This window comes from Psychrobacter sp. TWR1-1-1, assembly GCF_049895865.1.
In the GTDB taxonomy this organism is placed as follows: domain Bacteria; phylum Pseudomonadota; class Gammaproteobacteria; order Pseudomonadales; family Moraxellaceae; genus Psychrobacter; species Psychrobacter immobilis_A.
On sequence record NZ_JAFCTE010000002.1, the window covers coordinates 278,942 to 294,398 of the forward strand.

Sequence of the window (15,457 nt, forward strand, 5' to 3'; positions counted from 1 at the left end):
AAGTAAATATATCGCTATTATCCATTTAGCAAACGTCGATATAGCGTTCATATGACCATATATATGTGGTCTCATCAATTAATATTAAAGCGTTATAGCACAATTAACGATGGTTTTATGTTACAGCGTAAATGAAAGCCATAGGCAAATCAGTGAACGCAGCAGAACTGGTTGAATAAACAGCAACTCAGTGAACAAATCGTCACTGAATGAATAAATTTTGTTATACTCATGGCGCTTGTTTACGATATATAATCATAAGTTTTTAACCACGAGGGACACAGATGAGCCAATCTAAGTCAGGCTTCTCACTCAGACAACAGTTGGGGCGCGGCAAACAAATTGCTGGCATGACCACCACTATCGCTGGTGGATTGCGCGCCGCCCAACGTATTGGCGCATTTAAGCAGCCCCCACGCGAAAAATTGCCACGCTATATTCAAGCCTTTTGCCGCAAAATGGCAGGCTCTTTTGGCGTCAAGGTTGTGGCAGTCGAGCGGGTAGAGCAACACCACGGATTATGGGTATCCAATCATGTGTCATGGATGGATATCCCTGTGGTGGGTACACTGAGTCCTGCTTTTTTCTTATCCAAAGCCGAAATCGGTGAATGGCCTGTATTTGGTAAGCTGGCTCATGCAGCAGGCACGGTATTTATCGAGCGTGGTTCCGGTGATGCAGGGTCGGTCGCTGCACAAATTGCCAGCTTTTTGACCAAAGGTTTCTCAGTTATATTCTTCCCTGAGGCAACCACCACTGATGGCAAAAAAATCAAACGTATTCATGGCACGTTGCTACAAGCTGCGATAGATGCTGACGTGCCCGTACGCCCGCTGGTAATTGCTTACGTCAATAAAGACGGTACGTTAAGTGAAGAGTTGCCTTACTATGGCAAGCTTACGATGAAAGAGAGCCTAAAAAAGGTACTCGATACTAAAGATGTGACCGCCTATGTATTGCCACTTGAGCCAATAGATCCTAAAGGGTTGAGCAAAAGTGAATTGACGGACTTGTTACAAGCCCGTATGCAAGAAGGTTTGGCCGAATTACATTCGCGAGTCTTAACGAAAGTCGCTAAAATATAAAGCGGTGACAGCTTAATAGTTTCGAATATTTAACACGCTCTAATAAAAAAGGCGCAAATCGCTCAGTTCATAACTGCGATTTGCGCCTTTTTTTGTCGATTATAAATACGACAGCCTCAATGCGCCAAAGTCTGGTTCTCATCAGACCATGGTGTCACCTCAAGCTAAAATTAGGGTGATGGATTGGGATGCTGGGTATGCACCGCTTCAATCGCTTCTAATATTTCTGAGCTTAAGGTTAAGTGTATACTATCGATGTTGGATTTTAGCTGCTCGATCGTAGTAGCGCCAATAATGTTACTGGTGACAAATGAGCGTGAGTTGACGAAAGCTAGTGCCATCTGTGCCATATCTAAACCTGCGTCTTCTGCTATTTTGGCGTATTGAGTAGTGGCTGATAGCGCTTCTTCATTGGTATAGCGCGCAAAGCGATCATACATCGTCAGACGCGCACCCGCTGGACGTTTGCCATCGAGATATTTACCAGATAAGACACCAAAGCCAAGCGGTGAATAAGCCAATAGACCTACATTTTCACGGTGCGTAATCTCGGCCATAGCGACTTCATATAAGCGATTTAGCAAACTATAAGGATTTTGCACCGTGATAGGAGAGATCAAACCATTTTTATCCGCCTCCCATAGATAGCGCATCAGTCCCCAAGCGGTATCGTTCGATAGTCCATAAGCGCGAATACGCCCTTTTTTAATCTCATCATTTAACGCTTGAATGGTCTCTAGAAATGGCGTCAAATCATCTAATGGTTGCGATGCCATCTCTTCGGTATAGCCAAGCTGACTAAAAAAATTCGCCTGACGTTCAGGCCAATGGAGCTGATAAATATCAATATAATCGGTCTGCAAACGCTGAAGATTGCCATCGATGGCGCTGCTAATATGTTCGGCATTAAAACGCGTTTGCCCATCACGCAAAAAATCCATCGGCGATATTTTGCTAGCAAGAATGACTTTATCGCGCTGTTTGGTTTTATTAAACCATGTACCCATAAAGCGTTCAGTATCGCCTTGCTTGTCCTTATCCGGCGGCGATGGATACATTTCCGCCGTATCCCAAAAATTCACCCCTTCGCTTAGCGCCATGTCCATTTGTTCATGTGCTTGGGTCTCGGTATTTTGCTGTCCCCATGTCATCGTGCCTAAACAAATCTTAGAAACTTTTTCATTGAGTTGTGGCAACATTTGATATTGCATATGAATGTCCTTTGTAAATGTATTTTTATAGCTGACAGTTTTTCAAGCGATTACATGAGCTTTATACCAGTGACACCAGGCGGGGTAACCTTAAAGATTTTTACTTTAAATAACAGGGATTGTCCGGCAAGGGGATGGTTAAAATCCACTTCGACTTGATCGTCATCGAGTGCACTAATCGTACCCGGCAGCGTGTTTTTGCCTTTGTCTTCGAACTCTACCATCATGCCGATTTCTGGACTATCAGCGATTAACGCAAACTGAGTACGGCTGAAATGTTGAATGTTGTCAGGATTCCAATCGCCAAATGCCTGCTCCGGCTCAAGGTGAGCAGAGCGCGTGTCACCTGCGCGCAGGTTCATTAATACCTGCTCAAAGCCAGGTAACAAACTTTCATCACCAATGGTGAGCGTCACAGGCGCATCACGGCTAAAGGTAGAATCAATCATCGTACCGTTCTCTAGTGATACTTCAAAGTGCAGCTTTACAAGGCTGCCAAAAGTGATACGGGTGTCTTCATTGGGATTGATAAATTGTGAGTCGGTCATAGTCAACAGCCATTTATTACGGGATTAGGAATTGGTTTGGCAAATAATATAAGAAATGATAAGCCATCTTGGAGAGTATGTAAGCGTAAATAGTGTAACGCAAATAGTGTAATATATTTGGCAATTCTAAAAGCAGGCAGGGGGTTTTATGGTAAATAAGCAACAAGGTCACATTAAAAAGTGGCAAGACGACAAAGGCTTTGGTTTTATCGAAACACAGAATGGTGATTCAATATTTTTTCATATCAATGAGTTTAAAGCGCGCCGTCGCCCTGAGGTCGGTGAGCCAGTTGTTTTTACGTTTGGGCAAGACAATCAAGGGCGTATGCAAGCAAAAGATGTACAAGAACTTAGCTTTGTGCAGCAAAAAATGTCACAAAAGAATCAGAAAATCCGTCAGCGTAATCACAAACGTAGCATGCAAGCAGACTTTGAAGCGGGACAAAAGAAACGTTTGTTCCTTGGTGTGGGCTTTTATGGCGTATTAATCTTGTTGGCCGCCATGAACAAGCTCAGCTGGCTGGTTGTGGGTTGGTATGTGGCCTTGGGTCTCATTACTTATATGATGTATGCCAAGGACAAAGCCGCTGCTCAGAATAATGATTGGCGCACACCTGAATCAACCTTGCATCTGCTAAGTGCGCTGGGCGGTTGGGTGGGCGCGATGGTTGCGCAGACGTATCTACGCCACAAGTCGCAAAAGCCTGAATTTCGAGTGGTGTATTATTTGACTGTTCTCATCAATATGGCGGGGTTATTGTTTATATTAACAGGGGGAGGCTTAGCATTTTTGCAAGGATTACTTGATTCTTTGGTATAAAAGCACTGTTTTATTTATCATAGTGAGCGGTGTAGTTTTGATATTTAATGCTTAAGTCTAAAATAAACAGCTGATGAAACATCAAAGTTTTATATCTTGAGTGGCTGGTTGCCGTGCATTGGTATTTTGTGCGAGTATGACGAATCGTACGCAATGAGCACGATTTTTCAGAATAAACCTTAAATGGATTTCATTAATAATAAAAGGCGAACGTAAGTGATTACTTTATACAAATATAGCCATCCAAGTCGCGCTGAAACGGTCATTTGGGCATTACAGGAGCTGGGCTTAGAATATGAGACCAAAGAAATAGATGGTAAAAAAGGGGAGCAGCGAAGTCCTGAGTTTTTAGCCGTTAACCCCTTTGGTAAAATCCCTACCATCACACATGAAGGCAAACACTTTACTGAGTCGTTGGCTATTATTGAATATCTCAATGAGTTACACCCTGACAAACCTTTGACACCAAACACAGCAGATGAGAACTTCGCTGAGAAAAACTATAAACTTCGTCAAGTGATTTCATTTGGCATGATCGAAATTGAGAGTTATCTATGGATACTCACCAAAATCAAGGTATTAGACAATTATGAAAACTGGCCTGAGGGCACCGCTAACAACTGCATGAAGTGTATCCAAAAAGCCCTACCAATTGCTTATGCTTGGGTAGATGAGCAGGAGTATATAGCGGGGGACAGCTTTACGCTGGCAGACATTTATTATCAGCATTTGTTTTCATGGTTAAAAATGTTGGGCGTTGAGTTGCCTGAGCAGGTTCAAGATTATCTTAAAAAATTATCGAAGCGTGAGAAATTTCCTAAGAGATAATTAATCATGAATGTAAGCTGTTGAGAGTGGCGTATAAGCGCAATACTCTATGCCAATAGCCTTTATCAGAAAAAATGATAAATAAAAAAGGTGGGTTACGACTGCGTAACCCACCTTTTTTATTTATAAATCTAACTGTATTAATGCGATTTAAAATTATGACCGCGGCATTTCACGCTTTTTTTCTAAAAACAGCATGTCAATGACAATCAACGCCACACCGATACTAATGCCCATATCTGCAATATTAAAGATAGGGTAATGCCAGACATCAGCGTTGTGTACATGGATAAAGTCGATGACGTGACCATGTAGTAAGCGGTCAATGAGATTGCCAACCGCACCGCCGAGCACTAGCGCTAGACCTGTCGATAGTAGCTTGGCTTGGCGCGGGGCTTTTATCAGGTAGCCAATTAAAAATAGCGACATTATCAATGCCAATCCCGAAAAAAACCACTTCTGCCAACCACCGGCATCTGCCAAAAAGCTAAATGCCGCGCCATAATTGTATGCCAGTGTCCAATTCAGAAAAGGCTCAATCACAGGCACTGGCTCATGAAAAGTCAGCTTAGTTTCAGCCAGCCACTTCGTCCATTGATCGATGATTAGCACGACCAACGATAGGAGATACCACATAAACGCACGACGGCCATTCGCAATCATTTTTGGCGTCTTATTCAGACGACTTTTCGGTGTCGTTGAGCTGCCTGTGGTTGCATGAGCTGGTTCAGGTGATTTATCGACTTCACCATATGGCGGCTTGTTGTCTGATGATTCTGTTGAGTTAGACGTATGGTTAGGCATAGTGGCGCACCTCACCATCACCGCTGACGTTAGTCACGCAGCGTGCGCATAATTCTGGATGTGCACTATCGGTACCGATATCATCACGGATATGCCAGCAGCGTACGCACTTGGTGCCAGTTGCGGCGCTCACATTGACCACTAAGTCTACTGATTCATCCGTGCTGGCGTCAGTTTGCTCATCTGTGCTTGTTTTATCGGCAGGAGCGTCGCTCATAGGTTTCAAAGTTGCGCTACTAGTGATTAGTACAAAGCGCAGCTCTTCACCCAGCTTGGCCAAGCTTTCATGCATTGCACCGTCAGCATACAGATTAACATCGGCAGACAAGTTAGCGTTGATGATTTTTTCGCCACGTGCCGTTTCGATATGTTTATTGACCATATCCTTTGCAAGCATGATACGTTGCCAGTCATCGTTGCTGATCGCGCTTAGCTCAAATTCTGGAAATTTATACCATTCTTCAGTAAATACATAACTGTCAGCGCCATGCAATACTTCCCACGCCTCTTGCGCGGTGAATGACAAGATCGGTGTGATCCAGCGAATCAGCGCATGAGTGATATGGTAGATAGCTGTCTGCGCAGAGCGACGAGGCTGTCCATCAGTCTGAGTCGTATATTGACGATCTTTGATAATATCTAAATAGAAACTGCCCAAATCTTGCGAACAGAACGCAGTAATATGCTGGGTGACTTGGTGAAAATCCATCGCATCATAAGCACTGATGATTTGTGCTTGCACGGTTTGCGCGCGCTCAATGATGAATTTATCAAGGCTGACCAGCTCATTGATATCGACGCTGTTGGTCGCAGGATCAAAGTCATCGGTATTGGCAAGTAAGAAACGCAGGGTGTTACGAATACGGCGATACATATCGATCGCACCTTTAAAGACCGTTTTGCCCGCGCTCATCTCATAACGATAGTCGCTTGAGGCAATCCACAAACGCAGCATGTCCGCGCCTGTTTTATTGATCTCTTCCTGCGGCGTGATGATATTGCCAAGTGACTTACTCATCTTGCGACCGTTTTCATCAACCACAAAACCATGCGTCAGTACTTGCTTAAATGGTGGGCGACCGTACATGGCTTCTGAGGTCAATAATGAAGTCTGGAACCAACCGCGATGCTGATCTGAACCTTCTAAATACATATCCGCAGGATTGGTCAATTCATCGCGCTGCTCAAGGACCGCAAAATGCGTCGTGCCAGAGTCAAACCAAACGTCTAAGGTATCGGTTGCTTTATCATAATCAGCCGCTTCGCTGCCTAAGAAGTCTTCACAGCTGGCATCAAACCAAGCTTCCACACCGCCTGCATCGATTTTTTGTGCAGCGACTTCCATCAGCTCAAGCGTGTTTGGATGCAGCTCGCCTGTTTCTTTATGGGTAAAGAAAGTAATCGGCACGCCCCATGTACGCTGACGTGAGATACACCAATCTGGTCGACCCGTCATCATGGCTTCGATACGATTTTGTCCCCATGCTGGTGTCCAGCTTACTGCTGGTATATCAGCAAGCGCACGCTCACGCAGACCTTGTGTTTCCATATTAATAAACCACTGCGGCGTCGCACGGAAAATAATCGGCGACTTATGACGCCAGCAATGCGGATAGCTGTGTTCAATCTTGGTATGGCTGATTAAATGACCGTTGTCATGCAGTGCAGCGATGATTTTTGGATTGGCTTTATAAATGTGCTCGCCTGCAAATACTGCGGCACTGTCTAGGTAGACGCCCGTTCCACTGACTGGATTTTCAACAGGTAAATTATATTTTAGACCAACGATATAATCGTCGAGACCGTGACCGGGTGCCGTGTGCACGAGGCCAGTACCGCTATCGGTAGTGACGTGATCGCCTAGGATTAATGGCACTTGGCGGTCTGCAATCAATGGGTGCTGGGCACGCAAGCCTTCAAGCTCGCGCCCAGATACGGTAGCTAACACACCCTGATTGCTAAGTTTGAGTTCCGTTAATGCCGTTTCAACCAAATCCGTGGCTAATAGCAAATTACCTTTTTCAGTCGCCACCACACTATAGTTGTGCTCAGGATGTACAGAGATGGCTTGGTTAGCAGGTAGCGTCCAAGGGGTCGTCGTCCAAATAACAGCGGCGATATTGCCTGCTACGTCAGCCAACGAGGCAACCTTATCGGTATCCAAAACATCGAAGCTCACATAGATAGCATCAGAGACTTTGTCTTGGTATTCCACTTCCGCCTCAGCCAGCGCAGAGCTACAGTCCAAGCACCAGTTGACTGGCTTCATACCGCGAGTGACATGACCATTGTCATAAATTTTGGCAAGGGCGCGTACGATGTTGGCTTCTTGGTGGAAGTTCATCGTTAGATATGGGTTGTCCCAATCGCCAAATACGCCTAGACGTTTAAAATCTGCCTTTTGCAATTCAATCTGGGTGCTCGCATACTCGCGGCATAGACCGCGGAACTCAGTCGCCGATACTTTTTGACCGACCTTGCCAACTTTGGCTTCGACCTTTTGCTCGATAGGCAGACCATGACAGTCCCAACCGGGGACATAAGGCGCATCAAAACCTGATAGCGTTTTTGACTTCACGATAATGTCTTTGAGTACTTTATTAACCGCGTGACCCAAGTGAATCTGACCATTGGCGTATGGAGGGCCATCATGCAAAATATATTTGGTCGCCCCAGCACGTGCCTGACGAATTTTGCCGTACACATCATCCGCTTCCCAAGCAGCAAGCCAATCTGGCTCGCGCTTGGCAAGGTTGGCACGCATTGCAAAGGGCGTATCGGCAAGGTTTAGCGTGTCTTTATAATCCTGGCTTGGCGTATCAGTACTTTTATCAGTCATAGAAGGTGTCTTTTTAGAAAATGGATTAAAAATCGATGTAAAATCAGATGTGACATTTAGGGTAATGCTTAGCTGGCTGCTTAACCGTTGATGATCGCTTTCTCACTTATAATATATCGCTGTGCATCAACGTCATAAATATGCTCACGTCAATAATAAATGCTATCGAGACGAATGCAACATAAAATATGCTTATGGATAATAAAATACCGTGATAGCAATAAACTAAAAAGAGGCAATGAGATTGGCAGCTATTATATGACAAAAAGGCTAGGGTAAAAAGAGCTGGTCAGTATTGTCCTTATTTTAGCCAAAACCAATCATTTATATGAGTTATGCATCACCTATTGAATCATACGGATGGCAAGTGCCATTGTCTATCGATTGGGCTCTAAATAATTGAACTCTAAACAGCAGGCTAAGCGTTAAAAAACTGATGATAACCATAAGCGCAATTTCAGCGACCATAAGGGTTGAATGCCCGTCAAACCTTGAGTCATCTCGCCATTCTTTAAGATGACATACGAAGGCGTCACTTGTCCTTGCCAATCAGCGAAGATGCTGCCTTCTTGATCATTTATCGTCGCAAAGCGATAGCTGTTTTCATTAAGGTAGTGATGCAGCTCTTGGTCAGTACCTGATTTAATGGCAATCGTAACGATTGGATAATCATTTGCGGCGGCAAGTTTGTCTATGGTCGGCGAGGTGATACTACAAATGGGACACCACGTGCCCCAAAAATACACCAGCGTTGGTTGTTCATTGCTCAGCGCCGCTAAGTCAACGACTTGCCCTTGATAATCGGTCAGTTGCAATTGCGGGTTGGCTGGCATGATAGGCTGTCGCCACCAATTAACAGCGGTATAAATAACAGCAAATACCAAGCCATATATGAGGAGATTTTTAGCGATAGACAACCCCTTTTGCTTGGGTGTTTTCTTTGGTTTTTTAATGGATTTTTCAGTATCAGTATCAGTATCAGTATCAGTGTCAGTCGTCATAATGGCTGCTTTTTTGCTATAGGTTTTGTATAAACGGCTTTGATAAGTGGTTGTTGATAGATAAAAATAAACGGCTGAAATGTCAGCCGTATTACTCATAAATTTTATTAAACCGTGTTCAGTGTTGGTATTTTAAAGTGACTGATTAAGGTTTTTGCGCACGGTTTTGTAATGGGTCACCGAGCAGGACACTACCAGAGTTTTCAAGGCGCTCATCATCGCTTAGCTTACTGGCTGATACTTTAGATTTTCTCTTCCATTTCAAACTATACAAGTCATCACGGCGATCAAGCAGATTATGTACCGAGCCTTCGTTACGGACATGAATAAGCTTGTCTAAGTTCACATCTGAAAAGAATACCATCTCAGTGTTGGCGGTGGTTTCTGCCATAATCGCATCATGCGGGAAAGCAAAATCTGATGGCGAGAAGATAGAGGACTGCGCATATTGAATATCGAGACTTTCAACCTGTGGTAAGTTACCAACCGAACCACAAATCATCACATAACATTCGTTTTCAATCGCACGTGCTTGGGCGCAGTGGCGCACGCGTAGATAGCCGTTTTGCGTGTCTGTCCAAAATGGCACGAACAAGATGTCCATGTCATCAAGTGCCATGAGGCGGGCAAGCTCAGGGAATTCAACGTCATAACAGACCAAAATACCAATACGACCGGCATCGGTATCAAACACCTTAACCTCGTCACCGCCTTCGATGACCCAAGCGCTACGCTCATGCGGGGTAATATGGATTTTGCGCTGCTCTTCGACCGTACCATCGCGGCGGCACAAGTAACTGACATTATATAACGTATCGTCCTCGTCCAAGTACGGCATAGAGCCTGTAATGACGTTGACGTTGTAGCTGACCGCTAAATGCGATATCTCATTTTTAAACCATTCGGTATAACCGGCTAAAAATCGAATAGCGACGTTTTGATCCGTCGATTCACACAGACCCATCAAAGGTGCGTTAAAGAACTCTGGTAAACAAGCAAAGTCAGAATTGTAATCAGCCATAATATCGACAAAGAACTCGACTTGCTGCAGCAGCTCTTCAGGTGACTCGACTTCACGCATTTGCCATTGGATACCACCAATACGCACCTCAGACTTACGAGTGTTTGGCTTATAATCTTGCGGCTCATAATAAATATTTGCCCACTCAAGTAGAGTAGCAAAACCTTTAGATTGTTTATCGTCAGGCAAATAAGCCGTTAAGATACGCTTGACGATAAAGCCATTTGAGAGTTGGAAAGACAATGCAGAATCATGAATTTCACGAGCCGCGACGGCTTCAATATATTCGCCAGGTGTGAGATCTTGATGGTTATGATAGTTCGGGATACGACCACCAGCCAAAATAGCTCGGAAGTTTAACTGGCGACACAGCTCTTTACGGGCATCATACAATCGACGTCCTAGGCGATAACCACGGTATTCAGGGTCGATCAGCGCATCTAAACCGTAAATGGCATCGCCTTCAGGGTTGTCTCTGATAATCTCTTTATGACCAATCAAGTCGTCGTAGGTGTGCGGGTTAGAAAACGTGGCATAATCAACACGCATAGATAACACGATGCCAATCAATTGATCATGATCAAATAAAGCGATCTGACCTTCAGGGAAGGCATCGATTAAGGTATTAATAGTGTTCTTTGACCATGCACCGCCCAAGTTGACATAGACACGATCCATTAATGCTTTTAATTGTGGATAGTCTTTTTTCTTGATTTCAGCGATGGTTAGATGAAAGTCGTCTAGTTTTTCTATTTTGCTCATAATGTTCCTGTTTTGGATCTTTATTAATTTTAGTGATATCAAATAGCATGCGTTGCCACAATTCGGTTGGCAATTTTTTGTGTAAAAAAAGTGATAAAAATATTCCAATCATAAAATATTATCGTTACAATCAATTATCACTGTATTTACAATAAGTTATGAAAATGATTTATCTTATGAATTCTGTCAGATTTGGCGTTACTGACCGTGTTTTTTGAACCTCATATCATTTTAAAGTAGCTATAAATTTAAATTAAAGTGACTATAAGTTGAAGTAACTATAAATTGAAGTGACTATAAAATTTTTCATAATGTTCACAAACAGTCGTTGGGGTTAAGACAAGCCAAGTGTTTGGTACAGATTCTAACCTGAGGATGTCAGTACAGATATTTTGTTAGCTTAACATTATTTTTAAATAGCATATCTTAGAATGCTTAATTTTGATCTATTTGGTTTTGGTCTATTTGTTTTGCTGGTTATCATAACAAGCTACTCAAGTAATGACAGTTTAACGTGGTAACTATTTGCTACGTTTTTGTGAGTCGCTGTCTTTTTTCATTGGGGCGTCGTTGTGTTTGTTTTGTTTAGCCGTATTTAATCGGTTTTTTAGGATTTTTTTATTATGCCCTCAAGTCACAACAATAGAGTCAGTAGCTGGGATGAGATAGAAGACTCAGCGCTGGTTCAATTGGTGTATGTTAGTAGTTTGACGCTTGTCTCACGTTTAAGCGCCTCTATATTTGATGAAGTAGAATGTCATGCGCGTAACTATAATCAACAGCATGGCATTACAGGTACTCTATGTTATGGTAGTGGTCATTTTTTGCAATGCATCGAAGGTGAGAAAGCGCACGTATTTGCCTTAAAGCAACGCATATTTGCGGATAAGCGCCATAAGAATACTGAAATATTGCTGTTACAGACGATAGAACATCGCCGTTTTGCGGATTGGCGTATGCGCTTATTATTTTTAGAGCGTTGGTTATGGTCACCAGCGAGCAAAAAGCAAGCCGCACAGTTATCGCTATATTTGCCATTTGCGCCGCATAATTGGTCGCCTGATCGTACCGAGAATTTTTTACAAATCATCAAAACCTTTGATACGCCGCCACATATTAAAGCGGCTGGTATTACCTATAATGCACTGGGCAACATGTTTCGTCATATCGCCGCCCCGCACCAAGCATTTTTAATCGTCCAAGGTGTTTTAAGTGTGTTATTAGTGGTAGCGCTAGTGTTGTTATTTTTATAAATAATCACTTTTATAAGACAAAAAAAGACGCTAAACCATCACGTTTAGCGTCTTTTCCATACTCGCTTATTTATTACTTTAATTATTAAATAAGCGCTTACATATCAAAAATCTTGCCACGGTTCATAATGTTATTTGGATCAAAGACTTTTTTTACCTCTCGTAAGTACTCAATCTCAGTCTCACTGCGGCTATATTGTAAATAAGGCTTTTTAGTCATACCGACGCCATGTTCAGCCGAAACCGAACCGCCATACTTTTGCACGGTTTCAAACACGTGTTTGTTGACGATTTGACACTCTGCAAAGAAATTGTCTTTACTCATGTTTTCAGGCTTTAAGATATTAAGATGCAAGTTGCCATCGCCAATATGACCGAACCAGCAAACCTCAAAGTCAGGGTAATTGCTGCTGACGATGTGATCAATCTCGGTGATAAACTCAGGGACATAGCTTATCAGTACGGATACATCGTTCTTATAAGGGGTAAATACTGAGATGGTCTCAGAAATGTATTCGCGCAATTTCCACAGCTCTTCAGCCTGTGCCAAGCTTTGGCTCATGACACCATCGACGACCCAACCTTGTTCCATACAATGCTCAAATATCGCCATGGCTTTATCCATGATCGGCTCGTACGGCGCTTCGAACTCTAATAGCGTATAGAACTTGGTGCGCGACTCAAATGGCTCTTGTACTTGACCGTGTGCCATCAATTTATCAATCGCCACATCATCAAAGAACTCAAAAGCGGTCAAATCAATCTCTGCTTGAAAGGCTGATAGCACATTCATGACATCATTAAAGCTGTCCATACCAAGTACCATGACATTTAAGTCTTGCGGCTGACGCTCAAGCTTGATTTGCGCGTGGGTGACAAGCCCAAGTGTGCCTTCGCTACCGATAAATAATTGGCGCAAATCATAACCCGTGGCGTTCTTGACGATACCGCGATTGAGCTGCAAGATATCGCCTTTACCAGTGACCACTGTCAGCCCCATGATCCATTGACGAGTCATGCCGTAGCGTATGACTTTGATACCACCTGCATTGGTGCCGATATTGCCACCGATTTGACTTGAGCCAGCTGAGGCAAAGTCGACAGGATAATAAAGGTCTTTCGATTCTGCGAATTGTTGCAACTGCTGCGTGATAACACCGGCTTCGACTTCAACTATTCGATCGGCTGGATAAAACTGTCCGATACGGTTCATCTTATCCATACTGACGACAATCTCGCCATTGGCGGCGACGGCGCCAGCTGACAAACCGGTACGACCGCCACTTGGCGTTAGCACCACATTGTGCTCATTAGCAAGCAATACGATGGCTTGTACTTGCTCAGTCGTCTTCGGAAAGATGATGGCAGCAGCAGCAGGGGCAAAATGCTTGGTCCAATCTTTGCCCCAATGCTCTAAGCTCTCAGGGTCGGTTTTGATTTGGCTGGCATCAAACTGATGAACATCCATCAAAGTGCTCAAAATAGTTTGAACAGCAGCTGTATGGGTTGCAGAGGTACTTTGGCTAGATAAAGAAGTCATGGTCAAATCTCGGTATAAACGTAAGCGCTATGCCTAAAGGGGATTATTATATCGCTAAATGGATATAAACATAGCCACATAGGTATGTTTATATAGTACGTATTTATATGATTATAAGTGAGCCAGTAAAGCAATGATAGAAAGATGTCATGCTGCGTGCTTATATGGCGGTAAATGGCAAAAAATAGTTTAATAAACGTCGAACAGCGTGATTTACTATAGCATAAAAATTTTTCAGGCTTGATAACCAATAATTCATCTAATCTGCTAACATCGCCGCCCAATTTTGTGTAAGATATCCAGACTGTTTTCGTTTCACCCACCCTATAGTTAAAGCATTGGTAAGTGGTTACGACGTTAACCTCATTTAATGTACTCAGTGTATGGTTTGCGCTTGGTTACTTTGTACCTACTTTAAACGGCTTCGACTACAGATTATCCCTCAGATAATTTTACAAGACAATTATAGGACAGTTCTCATATGGCGTTATCACTACAAAAAGACAAAATCCGGTTTTTATTGCTTGAAGGTCTACATGACAATGCTTTAAAAGTATTGGAAGGAGCTGGTTATCATAACATCGAGAATATCAGTCACGCATTAGATCAAGATGAGCTGATCGAAAAAATTAAAGACGCTCACTTTATCGGTATCCGTTCGCGTACGCAATTGACACGTGAAGTACTTGAGCACGCGCACAAGCTCATCGGTATTGGCTGCTTTTGTATCGGTACTAACCAAGTAGACTTAGACGCCGCTCGTGATTTGGGTATTCCCGTCTTTAACGCGCCATACTCAAACACCCGCTCGGTGGCTGAATTGGTATTGGCCGAAGCCATCATGCTATATCGCGGCATTCCTGAAAAGAACGCGACCGTACATCGTGGCGGTTGGGGCAAGTCTGCGACCAATTCACATGAAGTACGTGGTAAGACTATCGGTATCGTCGGTTATGGTTCTATCGGCTCGCAACTGTCTGTCTTAGCAGAAAGCTTTGGTATGAAAGTCATTTATCATGATGCTGTGACCAAATTGCCACTAGGTAATGCGGTACAAGTAGGTAGCTTAGAAGAGCTACTATCAACGGCTGACATCGTGACTTTGCATGTACCTGATGTACCAAGCACCCGCTACATGATGAAAGCTGAGCAGTTCGCGCATATGAAAGACGGCAGCTACTTTATCAATGCCGCTCGTGGTACTTGCGTAGAGATTGATGATTTAGCCGCTGTGCTTGAATCTGGTAAAATCTTGGGCGCAGCGATCGACGTATTCCCGAAAGAGCCAAAATCAGCTGATGAAGAGTTTGAATCACCACTGCGTAAATTTGATAACGTCATCTTGACGCCGCACATTGGTGGCTCAACCCAAGAAGCACAGGCTAATATCGGACTTGAAGTCGCTGATAAGTTTGTTAGATACTCTGACCAAGGTGACACAGCAACAGCCGTGAACTTCCCAGAAGTTTCTATTCCATTCAAAGAAAATTCGCATCGTCTGTTACATATTCATAGAAACGTGCCAGGCGTGCTATCTCAGATCAACCGTCTGTTTGCAGAAGCAGGAATTAACATCCTAGCACAGAGCCTAATGACAGAAGGCGATGTCGGTTATTTGGTCATGGATGTTGATTACAATGATTCAACTGCCGCGCTAGATCAGTTAAAAGACGTAGAAGAGACGATTCGCGTGCGTATTTTGTTTTAAATAATATTTGCATGCAAACATAATTTTTAGCATAGCA

The 15,457-nt window shown here is 43.4% G+C and carries 12 protein-coding genes; 5 read left to right on the forward strand and 7 right to left on the reverse strand.

All coding sequences use genetic code 11. The annotated features are described in order from the left end of the window. Positions 1–284: 284 nt before the first annotated feature. Entirely contained in the window at positions 285–1,085 is an 801-nt protein-coding gene (locus tag ACP69U_RS03235) for a lysophospholipid acyltransferase family protein (RefSeq protein ID WP_060490440.1), read from the forward strand. 170 nt (positions 1,086–1,255) lie between these two features. Here the strand turns inward: ACP69U_RS03235 and ACP69U_RS03240 are convergent, their stop codons facing one another. After that, positions 1,256–2,296 carry an aldo/keto reductase gene (locus tag ACP69U_RS03240; RefSeq protein ID WP_426137798.1) on the reverse strand — a complete coding sequence of 347 codons (1,041 nt, stop codon included), beginning with the start codon at positions 2,294–2,296 and terminating at the stop codon, positions 1,256–1,258. A gap of 50 nt (positions 2,297–2,346) precedes the next feature. Continuing rightward, the gene (locus tag ACP69U_RS03245) at positions 2,347–2,844 is read right to left on the reverse strand and encodes an FKBP-type peptidyl-prolyl cis-trans isomerase (protein ID WP_426137799.1); all 498 of its coding nucleotides are present in this window, start codon (positions 2,842–2,844) and stop codon (positions 2,347–2,349) included. A gap of 148 nt (positions 2,845–2,992) precedes the next feature. Here ACP69U_RS03245 and ACP69U_RS03250 point away from each other — a divergent pair, with 148 nt between their 5' ends. Both ACP69U_RS03250 and ACP69U_RS03255 read left to right on the forward strand, forming a co-directional pair. Continuing rightward, positions 2,993–3,664: a DUF1294 domain-containing protein gene (locus ACP69U_RS03250; RefSeq protein WP_426137800.1), complete on the forward strand. Its 672-nt coding sequence runs from the start codon at positions 2,993–2,995 to the stop codon at positions 3,662–3,664. 216 nt (positions 3,665–3,880) lie between these two features. Further along, positions 3,881–4,492, forward strand: a complete 612-nt coding sequence (locus ACP69U_RS03255) for a glutathione S-transferase family protein (RefSeq protein WP_426137801.1) — start codon at positions 3,881–3,883, stop codon at positions 4,490–4,492. A gap of 156 nt (positions 4,493–4,648) precedes the next feature. Here the strand turns inward: ACP69U_RS03255 and lspA are convergent, their stop codons facing one another. The 4 genes from lspA to ACP69U_RS03275 form a co-directional block, all read right to left on the reverse strand. Further along, positions 4,649–5,296 (reverse strand): signal peptidase II, encoded by a 648-nt coding sequence (lspA, locus tag ACP69U_RS03260; RefSeq protein ID WP_426137802.1) that lies wholly within the window; start codon positions 5,294–5,296, stop codon positions 4,649–4,651. Beyond that, positions 5,289–8,135, reverse strand: a complete 2,847-nt coding sequence (ileS, locus tag ACP69U_RS03265) for an isoleucine--tRNA ligase (protein WP_426137803.1) — start codon at positions 8,133–8,135, stop codon at positions 5,289–5,291. The genes lspA and ileS overlap by 8 nt, the downstream gene beginning before the upstream one ends. Positions 8,136–8,560: 425 nt before the next feature. Further along, on the reverse strand, positions 8,561–9,136 hold the full coding sequence (locus tag ACP69U_RS03270) for a protein disulfide oxidoreductase (protein ID WP_426137853.1): 576 nt from the start codon (positions 9,134–9,136) through the stop codon (positions 8,561–8,563). A 145-nt stretch (positions 9,137–9,281) separates the two neighbouring features. Next, positions 9,282–10,919 (reverse strand): carbon-nitrogen hydrolase family protein, encoded by a 1,638-nt coding sequence (locus tag ACP69U_RS03275; RefSeq protein WP_045453728.1) that lies wholly within the window; start codon positions 10,917–10,919, stop codon positions 9,282–9,284. Positions 10,920–11,542: 623 nt separating this feature from the next. Here ACP69U_RS03275 and ACP69U_RS03280 point away from each other — a divergent pair. Beyond that, entirely contained in the window at positions 11,543–12,172 is a 630-nt protein-coding gene (locus ACP69U_RS03280) for a BLUF domain-containing protein (RefSeq protein ID WP_198329675.1), read from the forward strand. Positions 12,173–12,269: 97 nt separating this feature from the next. On the opposite strand, the gene ACP69U_RS03285 is transcribed toward ACP69U_RS03280, so the two are convergent. Next, on the reverse strand, positions 12,270–13,640 hold the full coding sequence (locus ACP69U_RS03285) for an FAD-binding oxidoreductase (RefSeq protein ID WP_426137854.1): 1,371 nt from the start codon (positions 13,638–13,640) through the stop codon (positions 12,270–12,272). Positions 13,641–14,193: 553 nt separating this feature from the next. Between ACP69U_RS03285 and serA the strand changes: the two genes are divergently transcribed. Further along, a complete protein-coding gene (gene serA / locus ACP69U_RS03290) occupies positions 14,194–15,420 on the forward strand; it encodes a phosphoglycerate dehydrogenase (protein WP_045453737.1) in 1,227 nt (408 codons plus the stop codon). The last annotated feature ends 37 nt before the right edge of the window (positions 15,421–15,457 follow it).